The organism is Frondihabitans sp. OV104, from assembly GCF_057787745.1.
Window position 1 is genome coordinate 1,995,307 of the sequence record NZ_CM173541.1, and the last position, 18,539, is coordinate 2,013,845.

General features: G+C 70.5%; 16 protein-coding genes. 5 read left to right on the forward strand and 11 right to left on the reverse strand.

The genetic code is table 11. The annotated features are described in order from the left end of the window. Window positions 1-34: 34 nt before the first annotated feature. Window positions 35-1,270, reverse strand: coding sequence for a class I SAM-dependent RNA methyltransferase (locus AC3CBB_RS09420; protein WP_488624380.1), 1,236 nt, complete (start codon window positions 1,268-1,270; stop codon window positions 35-37). A 50-nt stretch (window positions 1,271-1,320) separates the two neighbouring features. On the opposite strand from AC3CBB_RS09420, the gene AC3CBB_RS09425 reads away from it, so the two are divergent. Both AC3CBB_RS09425 and AC3CBB_RS09430 read left to right on the forward strand, forming a co-directional pair. Continuing rightward, window positions 1,321-1,980 (forward strand): Maf family protein, encoded by a 660-nt coding sequence (locus AC3CBB_RS09425; protein WP_488624381.1) that lies wholly within the window; start codon window positions 1,321-1,323, stop codon window positions 1,978-1,980. Between the two features lie 79 nt (window positions 1,981-2,059). Beyond that, entirely contained in the window at window positions 2,060-3,820 is a 1,761-nt protein-coding gene (locus AC3CBB_RS09430; RefSeq protein WP_488624382.1) for an acetyl/propionyl/methylcrotonyl-CoA carboxylase subunit alpha, read from the forward strand. 245 nt (window positions 3,821-4,065) lie between these two features. Here AC3CBB_RS09430 and AC3CBB_RS09435 read toward each other — a convergent pair whose 3' ends face one another. Next, window positions 4,066-4,941 (reverse strand): type IV toxin-antitoxin system AbiEi family antitoxin domain-containing protein, encoded by an 876-nt coding sequence (locus AC3CBB_RS09435; RefSeq protein WP_488624383.1) that lies wholly within the window; start codon window positions 4,939-4,941, stop codon window positions 4,066-4,068. 216 nt (window positions 4,942-5,157) lie between these two features. On the opposite strand from AC3CBB_RS09435, the gene AC3CBB_RS09440 reads away from it, so the two are divergent. The 3 genes from AC3CBB_RS09440 to AC3CBB_RS09450 all read left to right on the forward strand — a co-directional run bounded on the left by AC3CBB_RS09440 (window position 5,158) and on the right by AC3CBB_RS09450 (window position 9,194). Further along, a complete protein-coding gene (locus AC3CBB_RS09440) occupies window positions 5,158-6,330 on the forward strand; it encodes an Rv1352/Rv1906c domain-containing protein (RefSeq protein WP_488624384.1) in 1,173 nt (390 codons plus the stop codon). A 132-nt stretch (window positions 6,331-6,462) separates the two neighbouring features. After that, window positions 6,463-7,311 carry a purine-nucleoside phosphorylase gene (locus AC3CBB_RS09445; protein WP_488624385.1) on the forward strand — a complete coding sequence of 283 codons (849 nt, stop codon included), beginning with the start codon at window positions 6,463-6,465 and terminating at the stop codon, window positions 7,309-7,311. A gap of 2 nt (window positions 7,312-7,313) precedes the next feature. Beyond that, window positions 7,314-9,194 (forward strand): phospho-sugar mutase, encoded by a 1,881-nt coding sequence (locus AC3CBB_RS09450; protein WP_488626732.1) that lies wholly within the window; start codon window positions 7,314-7,316, stop codon window positions 9,192-9,194. A gap of 362 nt (window positions 9,195-9,556) precedes the next feature. Here AC3CBB_RS09450 and AC3CBB_RS09455 read toward each other — a convergent pair whose 3' ends face one another. The 9 genes from AC3CBB_RS09455 to AC3CBB_RS09495 all read right to left on the reverse strand — a co-directional run bounded on the left by AC3CBB_RS09455 (window position 9,557) and on the right by AC3CBB_RS09495 (window position 18,475). Further along, window positions 9,557-9,829, reverse strand: a complete 273-nt coding sequence (locus AC3CBB_RS09455; RefSeq protein WP_488624386.1) for a PTS sugar transporter subunit IIB — start codon at window positions 9,827-9,829, stop codon at window positions 9,557-9,559. Window positions 9,830-9,842: 13 nt separating this feature from the next. Continuing rightward, window positions 9,843-10,292 carry a PTS sugar transporter subunit IIA gene (locus tag AC3CBB_RS09460; RefSeq protein WP_123507297.1) on the reverse strand — a complete coding sequence of 150 codons (450 nt, stop codon included), beginning with the start codon at window positions 10,290-10,292 and terminating at the stop codon, window positions 9,843-9,845. A 3-nt stretch (window positions 10,293-10,295) separates the two neighbouring features. Beyond that, window positions 10,296-11,408, reverse strand: a complete 1,113-nt coding sequence (locus tag AC3CBB_RS09465; protein WP_123507298.1) for an adenosine deaminase — start codon at window positions 11,406-11,408, stop codon at window positions 10,296-10,298. 66 nt (window positions 11,409-11,474) lie between these two features. Continuing rightward, window positions 11,475-12,767: a thymidine phosphorylase gene (locus tag AC3CBB_RS09470; protein ID WP_488624387.1), complete on the reverse strand. Its 1,293-nt coding sequence runs from the start codon at window positions 12,765-12,767 to the stop codon at window positions 11,475-11,477. Further along, complete coding sequence (locus AC3CBB_RS09475) at window positions 12,764-13,201, reverse strand: cytidine deaminase (protein ID WP_123507300.1); 438 nt, start codon at window positions 13,199-13,201, stop codon at window positions 12,764-12,766. Before AC3CBB_RS09475 ends, AC3CBB_RS09470 begins: the two co-directional genes overlap by 4 nt. Beyond that, on the reverse strand, window positions 13,198-14,487 hold the full coding sequence (locus tag AC3CBB_RS09480) for an ABC transporter permease (RefSeq protein WP_488624388.1): 1,290 nt from the start codon (window positions 14,485-14,487) through the stop codon (window positions 13,198-13,200). The genes AC3CBB_RS09475 and AC3CBB_RS09480 overlap by 4 nt, the downstream gene beginning before the upstream one ends. Then, entirely contained in the window at window positions 14,484-15,761 is a 1,278-nt protein-coding gene (locus AC3CBB_RS09485) for an ABC transporter permease (RefSeq protein ID WP_488624389.1), read from the reverse strand. Before AC3CBB_RS09485 ends, AC3CBB_RS09480 begins: the two co-directional genes overlap by 4 nt. After that, on the reverse strand, window positions 15,758-17,275 hold the full coding sequence (locus tag AC3CBB_RS09490) for an ABC transporter ATP-binding protein (RefSeq protein WP_488624390.1): 1,518 nt from the start codon (window positions 17,273-17,275) through the stop codon (window positions 15,758-15,760). The genes AC3CBB_RS09485 and AC3CBB_RS09490 overlap by 4 nt, the downstream gene beginning before the upstream one ends. A 108-nt stretch (window positions 17,276-17,383) precedes the next feature. Beyond that, window positions 17,384-18,475 (reverse strand): BMP family lipoprotein, encoded by a 1,092-nt coding sequence (locus AC3CBB_RS09495; protein WP_488624391.1) that lies wholly within the window; start codon window positions 18,473-18,475, stop codon window positions 17,384-17,386. Window positions 18,476-18,539 lie beyond the last annotated feature (64 nt).

Here is an 18,539-nt window from a genome sequence, read left to right on the forward strand (position 1 = left end):
CCCGGGCGTCCACCCGGAATTCTATCGGGATCGGTCACTCTCGACGGGCGAGGCGCACCACGGTTTCAAGATGGTGGGTGTTCGGGAACAGGTCGAAGGCACGAATGCCCTCGACTGCGTAGCCGTCCTCCGCGAAGAGGGCGACGTCCCGAGCGAGCGCGACCGGATCGCAGGCGACATAGATCACCTGCGCGGGCCCTGCCGACGTTATCCGCCCCACCACGTCTTTCCCAGCCCCCGATCGGGGTGGGTCGAGCACGATCGTGGCCTTGGCCAGGCGGTCGCTCTCGCCCTTGCTGAGCTTCGTGGCGAGGTCGCGGATCCAGCGCTCGACGCGTCCGGTCTCGGCGGTGGCGCCGATCCACTCCTTGAGGTTCTCGGAGGCGTGGTCGGTCGCCCGCGGGTCACTCTCGACGCTGGTGATCCGGACGGCCTGGCCGAAGCGGTCGCCGACCGCGGCGGCCAGCAGGCCCACTCCCCCGTAGAGGTCGAGGTTCATGGCACGCGGGTCGAACAGGTCCGGGTCGATGAGGTCCTGGACGGCTGCGGTGAGCGTCGTCGCCGCTCCGTGGTGCACCTGCCAGAAACCGCCGTCGTCGAGGCGGAACTCGCGATCGCCGACGCGCTCGACCACTGTGGTCCGCGCCTGCTTGCCGATGATGAGGCGGGCGCCGCCCTCGCTTGGCTCGAGCACGTCGACGTGCTCCTCGCCGGCGAACAGCTGGTCGAGAGGCGCGGCCTCCTCGACCGCCGCGGTGGCCAGGGGGAGGTCGTCGACGGCGACGACCGTGTGCGAGCGGGCGGCGTACGGGCCGGGTCTGCCCGCCTCGTCGACGTGCAGGCGCACGCGGGTGCGCCACCGCGTGCCCGAGACGCCGTCGTCGCCGGCGAGGGGCTCCACGACGACCTCGGGGGTGATCCTGCCCATGCGCTCGAGGGCGTCGGCGAGGACCTGGCGCTTCAGCTCGCGCTGGTGATCGAGGGCGATGTGGCCGAACTCGGCGCCGCCGGCTCGCTGCGACGGATCGCGATCGATGGAGGCCGCCGACCAGACGTGCTCCTGGCGGTGCGGCGACGCCTCGAGCACCTCGACGGCGTCGGCTCGCCAGAACGACTTCTTGCGGTCGTCGGTGATTCGGGCGCGCACTCGCTCGCCGGGGATCGCGTCGCTCACGAAGACGACCCGTCCGTCGAGCCGCGCGACGGAGATCCCGCCGTGCGCGATGGAGGTGACGTCGAGGTCGACGTCCTGGCCAGTGAGTTCACCCATACCTCCTATTGTCCACGCGCGCTCCTCGCCGCATGCGCCAAGCTGGTCGCATGACGGTCCGCCTCTACCTCGCCAGCACCTCCCCCGCCCGCCTCTCGCTCCTGCGCGCCGCCGGCATCGAGCCGGTGCTGATCTCCCCCGGCGTCGACGAGGACGAGGCGGTCGCCGTCGAGTCGCTCCGGCTCGGCCGTCCCCTCGATGCCGTCGAGACCGTGTCCCTCCTGGCGCGGGCCAAGGCCGAGACCGTGATCGGCGCCACTGTCGACGGCGAGCCGATCGACGGCTTCGTGCTCGGGGGCGATTCGGCGTTCGAGATCGAGGGCGACGTGCTCGGCAAGCCGCACGAGCCGGCCGTCGCCACCGCGCGCTGGGCGCAGATGGCCCGGGTCGGGCACGGCGTGCTGCACTCGGGCCACCACCTTCTGGACCATCGCGGCGGGGTTCCCCACCAGGGCGCGTCAGCCACGGCCTCGGCCCGGCTCACCTTCGCCGACGACCTGACCGACGCCGAGATCGCCGCCTACGTCGCCTCGCGCGAACCGCTCGAGGTCGCCGGCGCCTTCACCATCGACGGACTCGCCTCGGCCTTCATCACCGACATCGAGGGCACGCCGTCTGCGGTGGTGGGCCTCTCGATCCCCGTGCTCCGACGTCTCTTCCGGCAGCACTTCGGCGTCGAGTGGCACGAGCTGTGGCCGACGGACTTGTAGACCACCTCCTGTGCCGATTGCCCGTTTTTGTGCGGGGCATCCAAAGGGGGTGCATTCGGTACCCCTAGGCTTGGTTCTCATGCCGCGTATTACAAAGGTGCTCATCGCCAACCGTGGAGAGATCGCAGTCCGGGTCATCCGCGCCGCGCGAGACAGCAGCATCGCGTCCGTCGCGGTCTACGCCGACCAAGACCGCGACGCGCTCCACGCCCGCCTCGCCGACGAGGCCTACTCGCTCGACGGCACCACGAGCGCCGACACCTACCTCGTGATCGACAAGATCCTCTCGGTGGCCCGCCGCTCGGGCGCCGACGCCGTGCACCCCGGCTACGGATTCCTCGCCGAGAACGCCGACTTCGCCCGCGCCGTCATCGATGCGGGGCTCGTCTGGATCGGCCCCTCGCCCGAGGCGATCGAGCAGCTCGGCGACAAGGTGTCCGCTCGGCACATCGCCGAGCGGGTCGGAGCGCCGCTCGCTCCCGGCACCCTGAACCCGGTCTCCGGCGCCGACGAGGTGCTCGACTTCGTCGACACGCACGGCCTCCCGGTCGCCATCAAGGCGGCGTTCGGCGGCGGCGGTCGCGGTCTCAAGGTCGCCCGCACCCGCGAAGAGGTGCCCGAGATGTTCGACTCCGCGACCCGCGAGGCCATCGCCGCCTTCGGTCGCGGCGAGTGCTTCGTCGAGAAGTACCTCGACGAGCCCCGGCACGTCGAGACCCAGTGCCTCGCCGACCAGCACGGCAACGTCGTCGTCGTCTCGACCCGCGACTGCTCGCTTCAGCGACGCCACCAGAAGCTCGTCGAAGAGGCGCCCGCGCCCTTCCTCACCGACGCCCAGCACGACGCCCTCTACGCCGCTTCGAAGGCGATCCTCCGCGAGGTCGGCTACGTCGGCGCCGGCACCTGCGAGTTCCTCATCGGCAGAGACGGCACGGTCTCCTTCCTCGAGGTCAACACCCGCCTTCAGGTCGAGCACCCGGTCAGCGAAGAGGTCACCGGCATCGACCTGGTCCGCGAGCAGTTCCGCCTCGCCGAGGGCGGCGTCCTCGACTACGACGACCCCGAGCCCGTCGGCCACTCGTTCGAGTTCCGCATCAACGGCGAAGACCCGGGCAGGAACTTCCTCCCGGCACCCGGCCCCGTCCACGTCTTCAAGGCGCCCGGCGGCCCCGGCGTCCGCGTCGACACCGGCGTGCAGTCGGGCGACGAGATCTCCGGCGCGTTCGACTCCCTCCTCGCGAAGCTCATCGTGACCGGCGCCTCGCGCGAGGACGCCCTCGAGCGCTCGCGCCGCGCACTCGACGAGTTCGAGGTGGCCGGCCTGCCGACCGTGCTCCCCTTCCACCGCGCGATCGTCTCCGACCCCGCCTTCGCCCCCGAGGGCGGCAAGCCGTTCTCCATCTACACGCGCTGGATCGAGACCGACTTCGACAACACGATCCCCGCCTGGAGCGGCGAGGCCTCGGCCCCGTCCGTCGCCGGCGAGCGCTCGACGGTCGTCGTGGAGGTCGCCGGAAAGCGCATCGAGGTGACGCTCCCCGCGTCGCTCGGCACCCGCTCCGCCGACCCGGTCGCGCCGAGCAGGCGTCGCAGCGGCGCCCGCAGCGGTGGCGCCGTCGCCACCGGCAACGCGGTCAAGGCGCCGATGCAGGCTACCGTAGTCAAGCTCGCCGTCGAGAACGGGCAGAAGGTCGTCAAGGGCGACCTCGTCCTCGTGCTCGAGGCGATGAAGATGGAGCAGCCGGTCGCCGCCCACCGCGACGGCGTCGTGTCGGGCATCGACGCGACCGTCGGCGCGACGGTGTCGTCGGGACACGTGCTGCTGAGCATCGAGGACTGAGCGGGGCGCGGGCGGCGTGGTGCTGGGCGCCCGTGTGCCCGTTCCTGCTGTCGTGCCCGTTCCTGCTGTCGTGCCCGTTCCTGTCGTCGTGCCCGTTCCTGTTGTCGTGCCCGTTCCTTGTACAAGGACGTCGCGCGCCTTCGCAAGGAGCGCACGCCCGTTCTGCACCGCCCACAAGGCAATCCGCCCCGTTTTCGTCCCTTCCCGAGGACGACCCTCGCGAGAGTCCTTGCGAACTGCCGTACTCACGACGCCACGTTCGCCACGGCATCCAGCACCATCCGCTCCACCCACGGCCACTGGTCGCGCACGTGGTCGGCGGTGAAGCGCAGCGTCACGATCCCCTGCGCAGCGGCTTCGGCATCCCGCCGTCGGTCCTCGCCGAACTGCGCCCGGCTGCCGTGGAACGCGAAGCCGTCCACCTCGACGGCGACGCGCGTGCCGAGCAGGCGCAGGTCGACGTGCCCGACCCGCGACAGCGAGGCCTGCCGCTCCACCACGTAGCCGAGCCGCTCGAGGCGCAGCCGCACGATCGTCTCCAGCCCGGACTGCGCGCCCGGCCGACACCGCTCGATCGCCCGCCCAGCTGACGGAGTGAGCCCCGATGCGATTCGATACACCGTCTCCTGCTCGACGAGACCCGTCGTGAGCGCGCTCTCGACGGTCGCGGTCGCCGTCTCGAGGTCCGCCCAGCGGAGCACCTGACGCAGGCAGCGCTCGGGCGACACGCGCCAGGCCCAGGCGACATCGCGAGGGTCGTCGTTCCAGTGCACGACCACTGTCCGCCCCTCGATCGTCCGGACCGAGCGGAGCTGCTCGCGCCGCGTCTTCGGGACCATCGCGGAGTTCCGCGGCACGACGACGTGCAGCCGGTCGTCGCAGCCGTCCCAGAGACCATATGAAGCCGCGGCCGAGAGCCCCGCCAGCCGCCCGCCCGCACGCACCGCGAGCAGCGCGGCCGGCGACGCGTCCGGCAGGGCGTAGAGGCCGCGCCGCACTCGCAGCAGCCGCCCGTCGGCCACGGCGGCCGCCAGGTGCCGCGGGGCGACGCCGCCGGAGGAGAGCCCGCGGGTCGTGGCGATGCCGCCGGCGGAACGAAGGATGCGCTCGAGATTGTCCATGCCCCGAGCCTGCGACGGCGGCCAGGCCCCGAACGAGAGAGGCGGCGCGCTGTGGAGAGACGACGGCAATTCCTGCGCCCTGTGGAAAACGATTCACCCCCGATATGGGGGTACCGACCGGTCGCGCGTGTCGGTGGCCCGACATAGGGTTTTGACAGGTCGAACCGGGGGCTCATCGACAGGGCTTCGCGCATGGCCGCGTCGAACGGATCTCTCGTGAAAAACACCCTCCATGCCCGAATTGCGGGTCTGGCCCTCGCCTCTCTGCTGGCCGCTGCGCTGGTGCTGGCCGTCGGCCTGGGCGGCAGCGCCGCGCCCGCGACGGCAGAGTCCGCCTTCGTGACGAAGTCGCCGACTGTCTCAGGCACACGGCAGGTCGGGAAGACACTGACCGTGACGGTCGCGACCTGGTCGCCGCGGCCCACCACGACGAACTACCGCTGGTATCGCGACGGTCAGCCGATCGACGGGGCCACCCACGCGTCGTACACCTTGACGAGCCGTGACTACGGCACGACCGTCGTGGCCAAGGTCGCGGGCCACCGCACCGGCTACGCGACCGCCGCTCGCGGGACGATCGTCGGCGCCATCGCCAAGGCGCCGGGTGCCGTGCTGACCAGCCGTCCGATCGTCGAGGGAATCGCCCGCGCGGGCGTCACGCTGACTCTGACGAAGGGCAGCTGGAGCCTGTCGAACCTCTCGTACGCGTACTCGTGGTTTCGCAACGGGGTCGCGATTCACGGCGCGACGACCCAGCATTACAAGGTCGGCAGCCTCGACATCGGGCAGCGCCTCTCCGGTCACGTGACAGTGCAGAAGACCGGCTACGCGGCGAGCGCGGCGGCGAGCGCCGAGACCGCACCGGGGGCCCGGGCTCTGGTCGCGTTCTCGGGCGACGGCGTGAAGAAGGTGGGGCGCGACGTCGCGCCCGGCGTCTACTACACCTACCCCGACCAGACCGGGATCTGCGACTACGGACGCCTCCGGTCGGCGACCCCCGGCGACTTCGTGAACGACGGCGACGGACTCTCCTTCGACACGTCCGTCCTCAACGGCCAGGCGCTGATGAACGTTCGAGCCAAGGACACCTACATCGAGACCACCGGCTGCGGCCAATGGCACCGGATCTCGTCCGCGGGGCCGGCTCGCTCGATCATCCCCGGTGAGGGCATGTGGAAGGTGGGCACGCAGATCACTCCTGGCACGTACCAGGTCACCGTGCCCTCGAACAGCTACGGCTGCGATTTCGGCACCCTCCACGACTCCGAGTGGAACGAGATCAACCACGAGGGATTCAAGCACCGCGGCTTCATCGCGACCCTGACGGTCAAATCGACCGACTTCGCCGTCAAGTCGTACGGCTGCGGCACCTGGACCCGCATCAAGTAACGGCGCATAGGGCCCCGACGAGGCCAGCGATCACCGCCGGCCGGGCCGGCGCCCTTCGTCGTACTCGCTGACTTCCTGTGGGCTGTGGAGAGTCTCGACGGGGGATCCCCGACGGCCCCTAGAGTGGTTCGCATGTCTTCGACCACCACGAATCCCGTCGGCGCGAACCCGCTCGACGACCCGTCCGCCGATCCCGCCGAGATCGCGCAGACGGCCGCCGCCGAGATCGCGAGCGCCACCGGCGTCGCCCGCCACGACGTCGCCCTCACCCTGGGCAGCGGCTGGGGCAAGGCCTCCGAGCTGCTGGGCGAGACCGTCGCCGAGGTGCCCGCCGCCGAGATCACCGGCTTCACCGCTTCGGCGGTCGTGGGCCACTCCGGCACGCTGCGCAGCGTCCGTCTGGCCGACGGTCGGCACGCGCTCATCATCGGCGCGCGCACGCACTACTACGAGGGGCACGGAGTCCGCCGAGTCGTCCACAGCGTCCGCACCGCGGCGGCCACCGGCGCGAAGATCATGATCCTGACCAACGGCGCCGGCGGCATCCGCGAGAGCTGGACCCCCGGGCAGCCCGTGCTCATCAGCGATCACATCAACCTGACAGCCGACTCGCCCCTCGAGGGCGCGACGTTCATCGACCTCACCGACCTCTACTCGAAGCGCCTCCGCGACATCGCGCGCACCATCGACCCGAGCCTCGATGAGGGCGTGTACTGCCAGTTCCGCGGGCCGCACTACGAGACCCCGGCCGAGGTGCAGATGGCCAAGGCGATCGGCGGTCACATCGTCGGGATGTCGACCAGCCTCGAGGCGATCGCCGCCCGCCAGTCGGGCATGGAGGTGCTCGGCTTCTCGCTGATCACCAACCTCGCCGCCGGCATCTCGCCCGAGCCGCTCAGCCACGCCGAAGTGCTCGAAGCCGGCCGCACGGCAGAGCCGGTGATCAGCGACCTCCTCGCCCGCGTCGTGGCGGCGCTGTGAGCCTGCCAGAGACCCTCCGCGCCACCGCCGAGGCCTGGCTCGCGCAAGACCCCGACCCCGAGACCCGCGACGAGCTCACCGCTCTGGTGACCGCGGCCGACGGCGGCGACGAGACCGCTGCGGCCGATCTCGCCGACCGGTTCGACGGACGCCTGCAGTTCGGCACCGCGGGGCTCCGCGGCGAGCTGGGGGCGGGCTCGACGCGCATGAACCGCGTGCTGGTCGGCCAGGCCGCCGGCGGTTTCGCGAAGTTCCTGCTCTCGAGGTCGTCGGGTACGGGCACGTCCGAGGCCGAGGGCAGCGTTTCCTCCGGGGCGCAGGAACGGACTCGTCGGGCCCCGAGCATCGTCATCGGCTACGACGGCCGCACCAACTCCGACGTCTTCGCCCGCGACACCGCCGAGATCATGGCCGGGTCGGGTATCCGCGCTGTACTGCTCCCCCGCGCTCTGCCGACGCCCGTGCTCGCGTTCGCCGTGCGGCACCTCGATGTCTCGGCCGGCGTCATGGTCACGGCCAGCCACAACCCCCCGCGCGACAACGGCTACAAGGTGTACCTGGGCGACGACGACCACGGGTCGCAGATCGTCAGCCCGGTCGACGGCCAGATCGCCGCATTCATCGACGAAGTGGCACGCGGCTCGGTGCTCGACCTTGCGCGCTCCGACGAGTACGAGACCGCCGGCGACGACCTGGTGAGCGAGTACGTGCGGGTGACGGCGGCGATCTCCGGCACGTCGGACCCACTGGCGGAGCCCGCCCTCGTCGACACTGCGCCGGCGGCGACGAGCCCTGCCCCGCTCCGCGTCGTCTACACAGCTATGCACGGCGTCGGTTGGGAGGTCGCACGGCGGGTGTTCGCCACGGCGGGCTTCCCCGAGCCGATCCCGGTCGCCGAGCAGGTGGTGCCCGACGCCGCCTTCCCCACCGTGGCGTTCCCGAACCCCGAAGAGCCCGGCGCCATGGACCTCTCGTTCGCCACGGCCTCGCGGGTCGAAGCCGACCTGATCCTCGCCAACGACCCTGACGCCGACCGGCTCGCGGTGGCGATCCCCGATGCCGACGGCGAGTCCACCAGCTGGCGTCAGCTCACCGGCAACGAGGTCGGTGCCCTGCTCGGGTGGCGGGCCGCGGAGCGCGCGACCGCTACCGGCGCGACCGCTGATGGTGCCGCCGCATCGTCCGATGCGGCGGCTGGTGCCGGCGCGACCGCTTCGTCGGCCTCAGCCGATTCGACGCCGGGCGCACTGGCCGCGAGCATCGTCTCGTCGCCGGCGCTCCGCGCCGTCGCCGACTCCTTCGGGCTGCCGTTCGTCGACACGCTCACGGGGTTCAAGTGGGTGTCTCGCGTGCCCGGCCTCGTCTACGGCTACGAGGAGGCTCTCGGCTACCTCGTCGACCCGGCCAAGGTCCGTGACAAGGACGGGATCTCAGCTGCGGTCGACATGCTCGCCCTCGCGACCGAGCTCGCCACGAGCGGCAGCTCCCTGCGCCAGCACCTCGCCGACTTCGACGCCCGCTTCGGCGCCTTCGCGTCGTCGCAGGTGTCGTTGCGCGTGACCGACCTGGCCCAGATCCCCCGCATCACGTCCGCGTTGCGCGCGACGCCGCCGACCGCAATCGGAGGGCACCCCGTCGATCGGCTCGACGATTTCGCCGACGGGTTCGAGTCGTTCCCGCCCGGCGACATCCTGCGCTTCTGGCTCAGTGGTGACGAGAGCCACGACGGCTCCCGGGTCATCGTGCGACCCAGCGGAACCGAGCCGAAGCTCAAGGTGTACATCGACGCATGGAGCACGACCGGCGACGCAGCTGCGCGGCGCGCGGCGGCCGACGCCGTCGTGGCTGAGCTCGACGCCGGGGTGCGCGCGCTGCTGCACTGAGTGGGTCGGTTCGCAAGGACTCCCGGCGACGGCATCCTTGTGGGCGATGCAGAACGGCGTCGAACTCCTCGTGGGGCGTGCACCGACGCCGCCGAGTCCTCGTGAGCGCGCACGGCGTCCTCGGATGAGGATGACGGCGGGACGGCGCGACGGCGGCTCAGGGCACGCGCGCGATGACGGTGCACGCTCGCAAGGACTTTCGGCGACGGCATCCTTGTCGGCGATGCAGAACGGCGTCGAACTCCTCGTGGGGCATGCAACGACGCCGCCGAATCCTCGTGGACACGCAGCGAGTCCTTACCGAAGGACGACGCACACCGGGGGCGACGACGCGCACACGCACGCTGACGACGCGCGCCCACTCACCCCAGCGCCGCCACCAGCTTCTCGCGCAGCTCCTCGAGGTCGAAGTGGTTCACGACGACGATGACCTCGGCGAACGTCGGGCCGATGGCGTCGACGAACTCGGCCGACGTCAGGATCACCTGGGCGTCGTCGGCGACGGCGCGGATCGACGCGACGTCGGCGGCGACGACGTCGGCCTCGATGTCGAGGCCGGCGAGCACGCGCTCGGCGTTCACCTTGAGGATTCCGCTGGAGCCGATGCCGACGCCGCAGATGGTGACGATCTTCACGAGGTCACACCGTTCATGAGCTGGGCACTCCCATCAGTCGCCGTACCTCGTCGGCGGAGGTCGCCGCCGCGAGACCCGGGATGATGCTCGGGTCGTTGAAGACGTTGGCGAGGTCGGCGATCGACTCGAGATGACCGCCGACCGACTCGACGGCAAGGCCGAGCACGACGCCGACCGGGTCGTTGTGCGGGTGGCCGAAGGCGACCGGCGTCGCGAGGGTGACGACGGCGAGGCCGTCGGCGAGCACCTGGTCGTCGGGCCGCGCGTGGGCGAGGGCGAGACCGGGGGCGATCACGACGTAGGGGCCGTGCTCCTCGATCATGCGGATCATCGCGTCCGCGTAGCCGGGCTTGGCCGCGCCGGAGGCGACGAGCGCGGCTCCGGCGGCGTGCACGGCCTCGCGCCAGTCGGCGACCGTCGCCGCGATGACGATGGACTCGTCGGGAAGAGCGGGAAGCGTCATGGGTCAGGCCTCCTCGAAGCCGAGGGCGATGCGGTCGGCGAGCGCGTCGCGATCTTCGAGCGGGAGGAAGGCGGCGGCCGCGGCGTTGAGCTGGAAGACCTGGAAGTCGTTGAGGTCGTAGTCGAACGCCTGCGACAGGAGCGCGAGCTCGCGGCTGAGGCTCGTGGCGCTCATCAGCCGGTTGTCGGTGTTGACGGTGACGCGGAAGCCCAGCTGGTAGAGGAGGTCGAAGGGGTGGTCGTACATCTCGGTGCCCCAGAAGGCGATCGCCCCGGTCTGCAGGTTCGACGACGGCGCCAGCTCGAGGGTGATCTCGCGGTCGCGCACCCAGGTGGCGATCGGACCGAGGCCCACGGTGGTGCGGTCGGTCTCGCGGCCGATCACGCTGACGTCGTCGGCGAGGCGCACCCCGTGCCCGAGACGCAGCGCCCGGCCGTCGAGGAGGGCGCCGCGGATGCTGTCGAGCCCGTCGGCCTCGCCCGCGTGGACGGTGACGGGCAGGAACTCGGTCGCGAGCAGGTCGAACGCCGCGCGGTGACCCGCGGCCGGGAAGCCGATCTCGGGGCCCGCGATGTCGAAGGCGACGACGCCGTTCTCGCGGTGGCGGAGGGCGAGCTCAGCGATGGCGAGCGACTCGCCGGTGTGCCGCAGCGCGCAGAGGATCTGGCCGATCGAGATCTCGTGGCCGCGCTCGGCGAGGTCGTCGATCGCGTCGTCGATACCCTGCTGGACCGCCTCGACCGCGGCGTCGAGAGTGAGGCCGCGGGTCAGGTGCTGCTCGGGGGCCCAGCGGACCTCCCCGTGGATGACGCCGTCGGCAGCCAGGTCGAGCACGAACTCGTGGGCGACCCGGGTGAGGGCCTCGGCCGTCTGCATGACGCCGACGGTGATCTCGAACGTCTTCAGGTACTCGACCAGCGAGCCCGAGTCGGCCTGGGCCGCGATCCAGGCGCCGAGGTCGCCCTCGGGCAGCTCGATGCCGGCTGCCGGCGCGAGCTCGGCGATCGTCGTCGGGCGGAGACCGCCGTCGAGGTGGTCGTGGAGCGAGACCTTCGGCAGCGCCGCGATGCTCGGCCCGCCGTTGGGCAGGCGGTACTCCTGGTCCGGTGCGCTCATACCGACAACCGTACTAGTGGCCGCAGTCGGCAGACTGAACGGCGACCACAAGCGGGCGGGGTGAATCTAGGAGATTCGCTCCACGACGAGAGACCGGGGCGCCGGGGCCGTGCCGCCGATGCTCCAGGCGCCCTCGACGGCCTCCAGCGCGCGGCCGAACCGCGATTCGTCCTCGCCGTGAAGGGTGAAGAGCGGCTGGCCGGCCGTGACCTGGTCACCGGGCTTCGCGTGCAGCTCGATGCCGGCCGTGGCCATCACCGGATCCTGCTTGCGGGCGCGTCCGGCGCCGAGTCGCCAGGCGGCGATGCCGAACGGCAGCGCCTCCTGCTCGATGAGGTAGCCCGACTCGGCGGCGGTGACGACGTGCGTGTGTGGCGCCACCGGCAGCGGGGCCTCAGGGTCGCCGCCCTGGGCGCGGATCATGCGGTTCCAGGAGTCCATGGCTCGTCCGTCGTCGAGAGCGGCCTCGACGTCGGCGTCGGGCTGGCCGGCGGCGGCGAGCATCTCGCGCGCCAGGGCCACGGTGAGCTCGCGGATGTCGGCCGGGCCGCCGCCCGAGAGGGTCTCGAGCGACTCGCGCACCTCGAGGGCGTTTCCGATCGTCTTGCCGAGCGGAACGCTCATGTCGGTGAGGAGCGCCGACGTGCGAACGCCCGCGTCGGTGCCGAGGTCGACCATGGTGTGCGCGAGTTCCTGCGCCCGTGTGAAGTCCTGGATGAAGGCGCCGGAGCCGAACTTCACGTCGAGCACCAGGGCGGCGGTGCCCTCGGCGATCTTCTTCGACATGATCGACGACGCGATCAGCGGGATCGCCTCGACGGTGCCGGTGATGTCGCGGAGCGCGTAGAGCTTGGCGTCGGCGGGGGCGAGACCTGTTCCGGCGGCGCAGATCACGGCACCCTCGTCGGCGAGGATCTCGCGCATGCGCTCGTTGGTGAGCGACGCCTGCCAGCCGGGGATCGACTCGAGCTTGTCGAGGGTCCCGCCCGTGTGGCCGAGGCCTCTGCCCGAGAGCTGCGGCACCGCGACGCCGAACGAGGCGACGAGCGGCGCGAGGGGCAGGGTGATCTTGTCGCCGACTCCGCCGGTGGAGTGCTTGTCGACGGTCGTCTTGCCGAGGCCGTCGAACGACATCGTCTCGCCCGACGCGATCATGGCGAGCGTGAGGTCGCGGATCTCGGAGCGCTGCATGCCGTTCAGGAAGATCGCCATGGTGAGCGCCGACATCTGCTCGTCGGCGACGTAGCCGCGCGTGTAGGCGTCGATCAGCCAGTCGATCTGGGCAGTGCTCAGCGTGCCGGAGGAGCGCTTGACGCGGATCAGGTCGACGACGTCGAAGGGTTCGATGGAAGTGGTCATTGTGAGTCCTTCTGGGAGGCCTCGTAGGCCTGGAGCTGACGGGGCCCGAACGCGTCCGGGATCACCTCGTCGATGGTCTTGAATCCGGAGACGGTGTCGAGCACCATGCCCTCGGCGGAGTGCTCGTAGAGCAGCTGCCGGCAGCGGCCGCACGGCATCAGCACGCCGCCGTTGCCGTCGACGCAGGCGAACGCGACGAGGCGGCCCCCGCCGGTCATGGTCAGCTGCGACACGAGTGAGCACTCGGCGCACAGCGTGAGGCCGTACGAGGCGTTCTCGACGTTGCAGCCCGACACCACGCGGCCGTCGTCGGTCAGCGCCGCAGCCCCCACCGGAAACTTCGAGTAGGGCACGTAGGCCTTCTGCATGGCCTCCCGAGCGGTGGCGCGCAGGCCGTCCCAGTCGAAGACGCTCTCGTGGTCGACGTCGGTCATGACTTCACGTAGGGCTTCCCCGAGGCGGCGGGGCCCCTCGACTGGCCGACGAGCCCCGCGACGGCGAGGATCGTGACGACGTACGGCAGCATCAGCATGAACTCGCTCGGCACCGGCGAGCCGACCGCGCTGAGCACGTTCTGCAGGTTGCTGGCGAAGCCGAAGAGAAGAGCCGCGAGCGTGGCGCGGATCGGATCCCAGCGCCCGAAGATGACGGCGGCGAGGGCGATGTAGCCGGCACCCGCGGTCATCGACTTCTGGAACTCGCCCAGGTCGCCGAGGGTGAAGAACGCGCCGCCCAGGCCTGCGATCGCGCCCGCCAGCGAGACGTTCCAGAAGCGGGTCGCGTTGACCCGGATGCCCACGGTGTCGGCCGCCTGCGGGTGCTCGCCGACCGCGCGGAGGCGGAGGCCCCAGCGGGTCTTGAACAGGCCGAAGAAGACGACCGCGACGGCGACGTACATCAGGTAGACGACGACGTTCTGCTGGAAGAAGAGCGGCCCGATCAGCGGGATGGAGCTGAGGCCGGGGATGTCGACCTGTGCGAAGCGGAGCCCCTGGTTGAGCTTCTCGTTCGAGGTGAGCACCTCGGAGTAGAGGAAGCTCGTCAGGCCGGTGACGAACACGTTCAGCACGACGCCGACGATGACCTGGTCGACGAGGTAGCGGATGCTGAAGACGGCCAGGATCATCGACACCAGGGCGCCGGCGACCATGGCGCTGACGAGGCCGGCCCAGAGCGACCCGGTGACGCTGGCCACGACGGCCGAGACGAAGGCGCCGCCCAGCAGCTGGCCCTCGATGGCGACGTTCACGACGCCGACCCGCTCCGAGATGACGCCGCCGAGGGCGCCGAAGATCAGCGGAGTCGAGAGGGCGAGCGACCCGACGAGGAGGCCGGGCACCAGGATCGACTGGTCGGCGCCCGCCCAGGTGAGGAAGGCGACGAAGAACAGGACGCCGAACACCGCGATGAGCCAGATCGGCACCCGGCGGTACTGCGACACCAGGTAGGCGGCTGCGACCGCGATGACGGCGAGCACGATCGTGAGCACGATGTCGGTGCCGCGCGTCGGCAGGAAGGCGTTGGGGAGCTTGACGAAGTCGGTCGCCGACGACAGGCGGAAGGTCGAGTCACCCGAGCGGCCGGCCACGAGGAACAGCAGGACCGACACGACGACGAACGCGCCCAGCGCGATCGGTGCCTTCCAGGAGCGCGTCTTCGCGACGGCGAGCCCGGGGGTCTCGGCGACGGGCACGGCCACGTCGGGGGTCAGGGAGCTCACTTGGTCACCACCGCGGTCTTGGAGGAGGACGCCTTGCGGATGCGGGGCGACCCGGAGCCGGTCTGCCGGATTCGGAAGATGGTCCGCACCAGCGGCGGCGCCGCCACGAACAGGACGATCAGCGACTGCACGACCAGCACGATGTCGATCGGCACGCCGTTCGCGGCCTGCATGGCGTAGCCGCCGGCCTTGAGAGCACCGAACAGGATGCCCGCGCCGAAGACGCCCCAGGGGCGCGAGCGGCCGAGCAGCGCGACGGTGATCGCGTCGAAGCCGATGCCCGCGTCGATACCCGACGAGAAGCCGGTGGTCAGCGTGCCGAGCACCTGCGTGGCGCCGGCGATGCCGACGAGCGCGCCCGACAGGACCATCGCCCAGACGTAGACGTTCTTGACGTTGATGCCGGCGGTGCGGGCCGCGTGGGGGTTCTCGCCCACGGCGCGGAAGCGGAAGCCGAGCGTCGACCGGTTGAGCAGCCACGAGCAGAAGATCGTCGCGGCGATCACGAGCAGGAAGCCGACGTTGAGGTTGAAGCTCGGGCCGAGCAGCTTCGGCAGGATCGCCGTGGGCAGCGTCGCCGGAGACTGCGGGTTCGTGGAGCCGGGTGCCTGGAGCAGGCCGGGCGTCCGGAGCATGAACGACACCAGGTACAGGGCGACGTAGTTCAGCATGATCGTCAGGATCACCTCGTGCGCGCCGGTGCGCGCCTTCAGGAAGCCGACGATGAAGCCCCAGAGGGCCCCGCCCGCGATACCCGCGATGATGGCGAGCGGCAGGTGGACGGCCAGCGGCAGGTGGAACGAGAAGCCGACCCAGCCGGCGGCCGCGGCGCCCATCAGGATCTGCCCCTGGCCGCCGATGTTGAACATGCCGGCGCGGAACGCGAGCGCCACCCCGAGGCCCGCGACGATCAGCGGCATCGCGTAGTTCAGGGTCTCGGTCAGCGGGTGGATCCCGGCGGCGAAGCCGTAGGCGCTGAAGTCGATGACGCTGCCCTGGAAGATCGACACGTAGGCGACCGACACGGAATGCCAGACCGCCTGGATCATGTCGCCCGGACGGGCGAAGAAGTAGCCGGACGTCGACTGCACGGTCGGGTCGGTCGCTGCGATCAGGATGCCCGAGAGCACCAGCGCGAGGACGACCGCGAGGACGGACACCATCGCGTTGCTCTGGACGATGTCGCGGAGCAGGCGCGAGGCCTGCGCGTCGCGCGAAGGAGCCGGAGCCGGAGCTGGAGCTGGAGCGGGCGTGGTCGGGGTGGGGGTGCTCATGCTGCGTCCTCCGTCGAGGGGACCTCGCCGGCCATCATGAGGCCGAGGATGTCGCGGGGGGTGTCGGCGGGGACGATGCCGACGATCGTGCCGCGGTACATGACGGCGATGCGGTCGGCGAGCGCGGTGACCTCGTCGAGCTCGGTCGAGACCACGATCACGGGAACGCCCGAGTCGCGGGTCTCGACGATGCGCTTGTGGACGAACTCGATCGAGCCGACGTCGATGCCGCGGGTGGGCTGGGCCGCGACGAAGAGCCGCAGGTCGCGCGACAGCTCGCGGGCCAGGACGACCTTCTGCTGGTTTCCGCCCGACAGGCGGCCCACCGGAGTGGCGATGCCCTGGCTGCGGATGTCGAACTCGCGGACCTTCTCGGTCGCGAACTCGGCCAGCTCGACCAGGCGGAGCCAGCCGCGCTTCACGAACGGGCCGGACTGCGAGCGGTCGAGCATGAGGTTCTCGGCGATGGTGAACTCGCCGACGAGGCCGTCCTCGGTCCGGTCCTCCGGGACGAAGCCGACACCCGAGTCGAGCACCTTCCGGACGCTGAGGCCCTGGATCTGCTTGCCGTCGAGCTCGATCCGCCCCTCAACGCGCGGCTGGAGGCCGAGGATCGCCTCGGTGAGCTCGGTCTGGCCGTTGCCCTGCACGCCGGCGATGGCGAGGATCTCGCCTCGGCGCAGCTCGAACGAGACGCCGTCGACGACGAACTGGCCGATGGCGTCGATGACGCGGAGGTCGTCGACCACGAGCGCGACGTCGCCCGGCTCGGCCGGCGCCTTCTGCACGGTCAGCTCGACGGAGCGGCCGACCATGAGCGAGGCGAGCTCGGCGTTGGACGCCGTGGGCGAGGCCTCGCCGACGACCGTGCCGAGGCGGATCACGGTGATGCGGTCGGCGACCTCGCGCACCTCGCGGAGCTTGTGGGTGATGAAGACGATCGCGGTGCCGGCGTCGCGGAGCTGCCGCATGATCGCCATCAGCTCGTCGGTCTCCTGCGGCGTCAGCACGGCGGTCGGCTCGTCGAACACGAGCACCTTCGCGTCACGCGACAGCGCCTTGATGATCTCGACGCGCTGCTGCACGCCGACGGGGAGCTCCTCGACGATGGCATCGGGGTCGACGTCGAACCCGAACCGCTGCGAGATCGCGCGCACCTTCGCGCGCGCTCCCGGAAGGTCGAGGCGGCCGCCGAACGCGGTCTCCTCGTGGCCGAGCATGACGTTCTCGGCCACGGTGAAGACCGGCACGAGCATGAAGTGCTGGTGCACCATCCCGATGCCGGCGTTCATGGCGTCGCCGGGACCGGCGAACCGCTGGACGACGTCGTCGAGCAGGATGTCGCCCTCGTCGGCCTGGTACAGGCCGTAGAGCACGTTCATGAGGGTGGACTTGCCGGCGCCGTTCTCTCCGAGAAGCGCGTGGATCTCGCCAGGCTCGACGGTGAGGCTGATGTGATCGTTCGCGGTGAGAGCGCCGAAGCGCTTGGTGATGCCTTGCAGCTCGAGTTTCATGGGGTTGGGTTCTCCCTGGGGGGTCAGGCAGGCGTAAGGGCCCGAAGCGACGTTAGTCGCTCCGGGCCCTGTGGTGGGACGGCCGCGCGAGCGGCCGAGCCCGTGGCGCTACTTGCTGGCGGCCGGCGACTTGACCGTGATCGAGCCGTCGATGATGCCCGCCTTGATCGTCTTGAGCTCGCCCTCGAGGGTCGAGGGGATCTTGTCGGCGTAGTCGTGGAACGGGGCCAGGCCGACGCCGTCGTTCTTCAGGGTGCCGACGTAGGGGGTCGACGAGAAGTCGCCCTTGGCGGCGGACTCGATGACGGCCTCGGTGGCGGGCTTGATGCCCTTCTCGACGCTGGTCAGGAAGAGCGCCTTGTTGGCCGGGTCGGTCTCGTAGGTGTCGGAGTCGGCCCCGATGAGGACGATGTCTTTACCGCTCGCGTTGGCGTCCTTCGCGGCCTGCGCGGCGCTCTGGTAGATCGGGCCACCGACCGGGAGGATGACGTCGGCGTCCTGATCGATCAGCGACTGAGCCGTCTGCTTGGCGGCGGTGCCGGCCTCGAAGCCGCCGGTGAACGAGCCGCCCTTCTGCTTGTCGACGTCCCAGCCGACGACCTTGACGTTCTTGCTCTTCTGCTCGTTGAAGTACTGAACGCCGTCATAGAAGCCGTCCATGAAGATCGTGACGGTCGGAATGTGCGCGCCGCCGAAGGTGCCGACGACGCCGGTCTTCGAGTACGCGGCAGCGGCGTACCCGCCGAGGAAGGCCGCCTCGGAGGTGTTGAAGGTGATCGGCTGCACGTTGTCGGCCGTGATCGACGCGTCGTCGATGGTGGCGAAGTCGACGTTCGGGTTCGCCTTGGCGGCGTCCTTCGTCGCGTCGGCGAGCAGGAAGCCGACGGTGACGATCAGCTTGCACTTCTGAGTGACGAGGCTCGAGATGTTCGAGGCGTAGACGGTCTGGTCGGCGGACTCGACGGCCTTCGGCGTGACGCCGAGGGTGTCGGCGGCGGCGTCGAGGCCCTCCTTGCCGAGCTGGTTGAACGACTTGTCGTCGAAGCCGCCGGCGTCCGAGACCATGCACGGGAGGTAGCTCGACGCCGAGCCGCTCTTGGTGCTCGTCGCTTCAGGGGCCGAGCCGCAGCCGGCGAGGATCGCCGTCGCTCCGACCATGGCGATGCCGGTGAACACGGCCTTTCGCACGGAGATTGTCACTGTGTCCTCCAAGACGGGTTCTGCGCGATGCAGAGGGATTGTGAAGAAGTGGCCCAGCATTCGC

What these genes read in the sequence shown, in the direction of transcription:
- AC3CBB_RS09420 (WP_488624380.1), bottom strand. Translation starts at nt 1,270, where the DNA reads ATGGGTGAACTCACTGGCCAGGACGTCGACCTCGACGTCACCTCCATC.
- AC3CBB_RS09425 (WP_488624381.1), top strand. Translation starts at nt 1,321, where the DNA reads ATGACGGTCCGCCTCTACCTCGCCAGCACCTCCCCCGCCCGCCTCTCG.
- AC3CBB_RS09430 (WP_488624382.1), top strand. Translation starts at nt 2,060, where the DNA reads ATGCCGCGTATTACAAAGGTGCTCATCGCCAACCGTGGAGAGATCGCA.
- AC3CBB_RS09435 (WP_488624383.1), bottom strand. Translation starts at nt 4,941, where the DNA reads ATGGACAATCTCGAGCGCATCCTTCGTTCCGCCGGCGGCATCGCCACG.
- AC3CBB_RS09445 (WP_488624385.1), top strand. Translation starts at nt 6,463, where the DNA reads ATGTCTTCGACCACCACGAATCCCGTCGGCGCGAACCCGCTCGACGAC.
- AC3CBB_RS09460 (WP_123507297.1), bottom strand. Translation starts at nt 10,292, where the DNA reads ATGACGCTTCCCGCTCTTCCCGACGAGTCCATCGTCATCGCGGCGACG.
- AC3CBB_RS09465 (WP_123507298.1), bottom strand. Translation starts at nt 11,408, where the DNA reads ATGAGCGCACCGGACCAGGAGTACCGCCTGCCCAACGGCGGGCCGAGC.
- AC3CBB_RS09470 (WP_488624387.1), bottom strand. Translation starts at nt 12,767, where the DNA reads ATGACCACTTCCATCGAACCCTTCGACGTCGTCGACCTGATCCGCGTC.
- AC3CBB_RS09475 (WP_123507300.1), bottom strand. Translation starts at nt 13,201, where the DNA reads ATGACCGACGTCGACCACGAGAGCGTCTTCGACTGGGACGGCCTGCGC.
- AC3CBB_RS09485 (WP_488624389.1), bottom strand. Translation starts at nt 15,761, where the DNA reads ATGAGCACCCCCACCCCGACCACGCCCGCTCCAGCTCCAGCTCCGGCT.
- AC3CBB_RS09490 (WP_488624390.1), bottom strand. Translation starts at nt 17,275, where the DNA reads ATGAAACTCGAGCTGCAAGGCATCACCAAGCGCTTCGGCGCTCTCACC.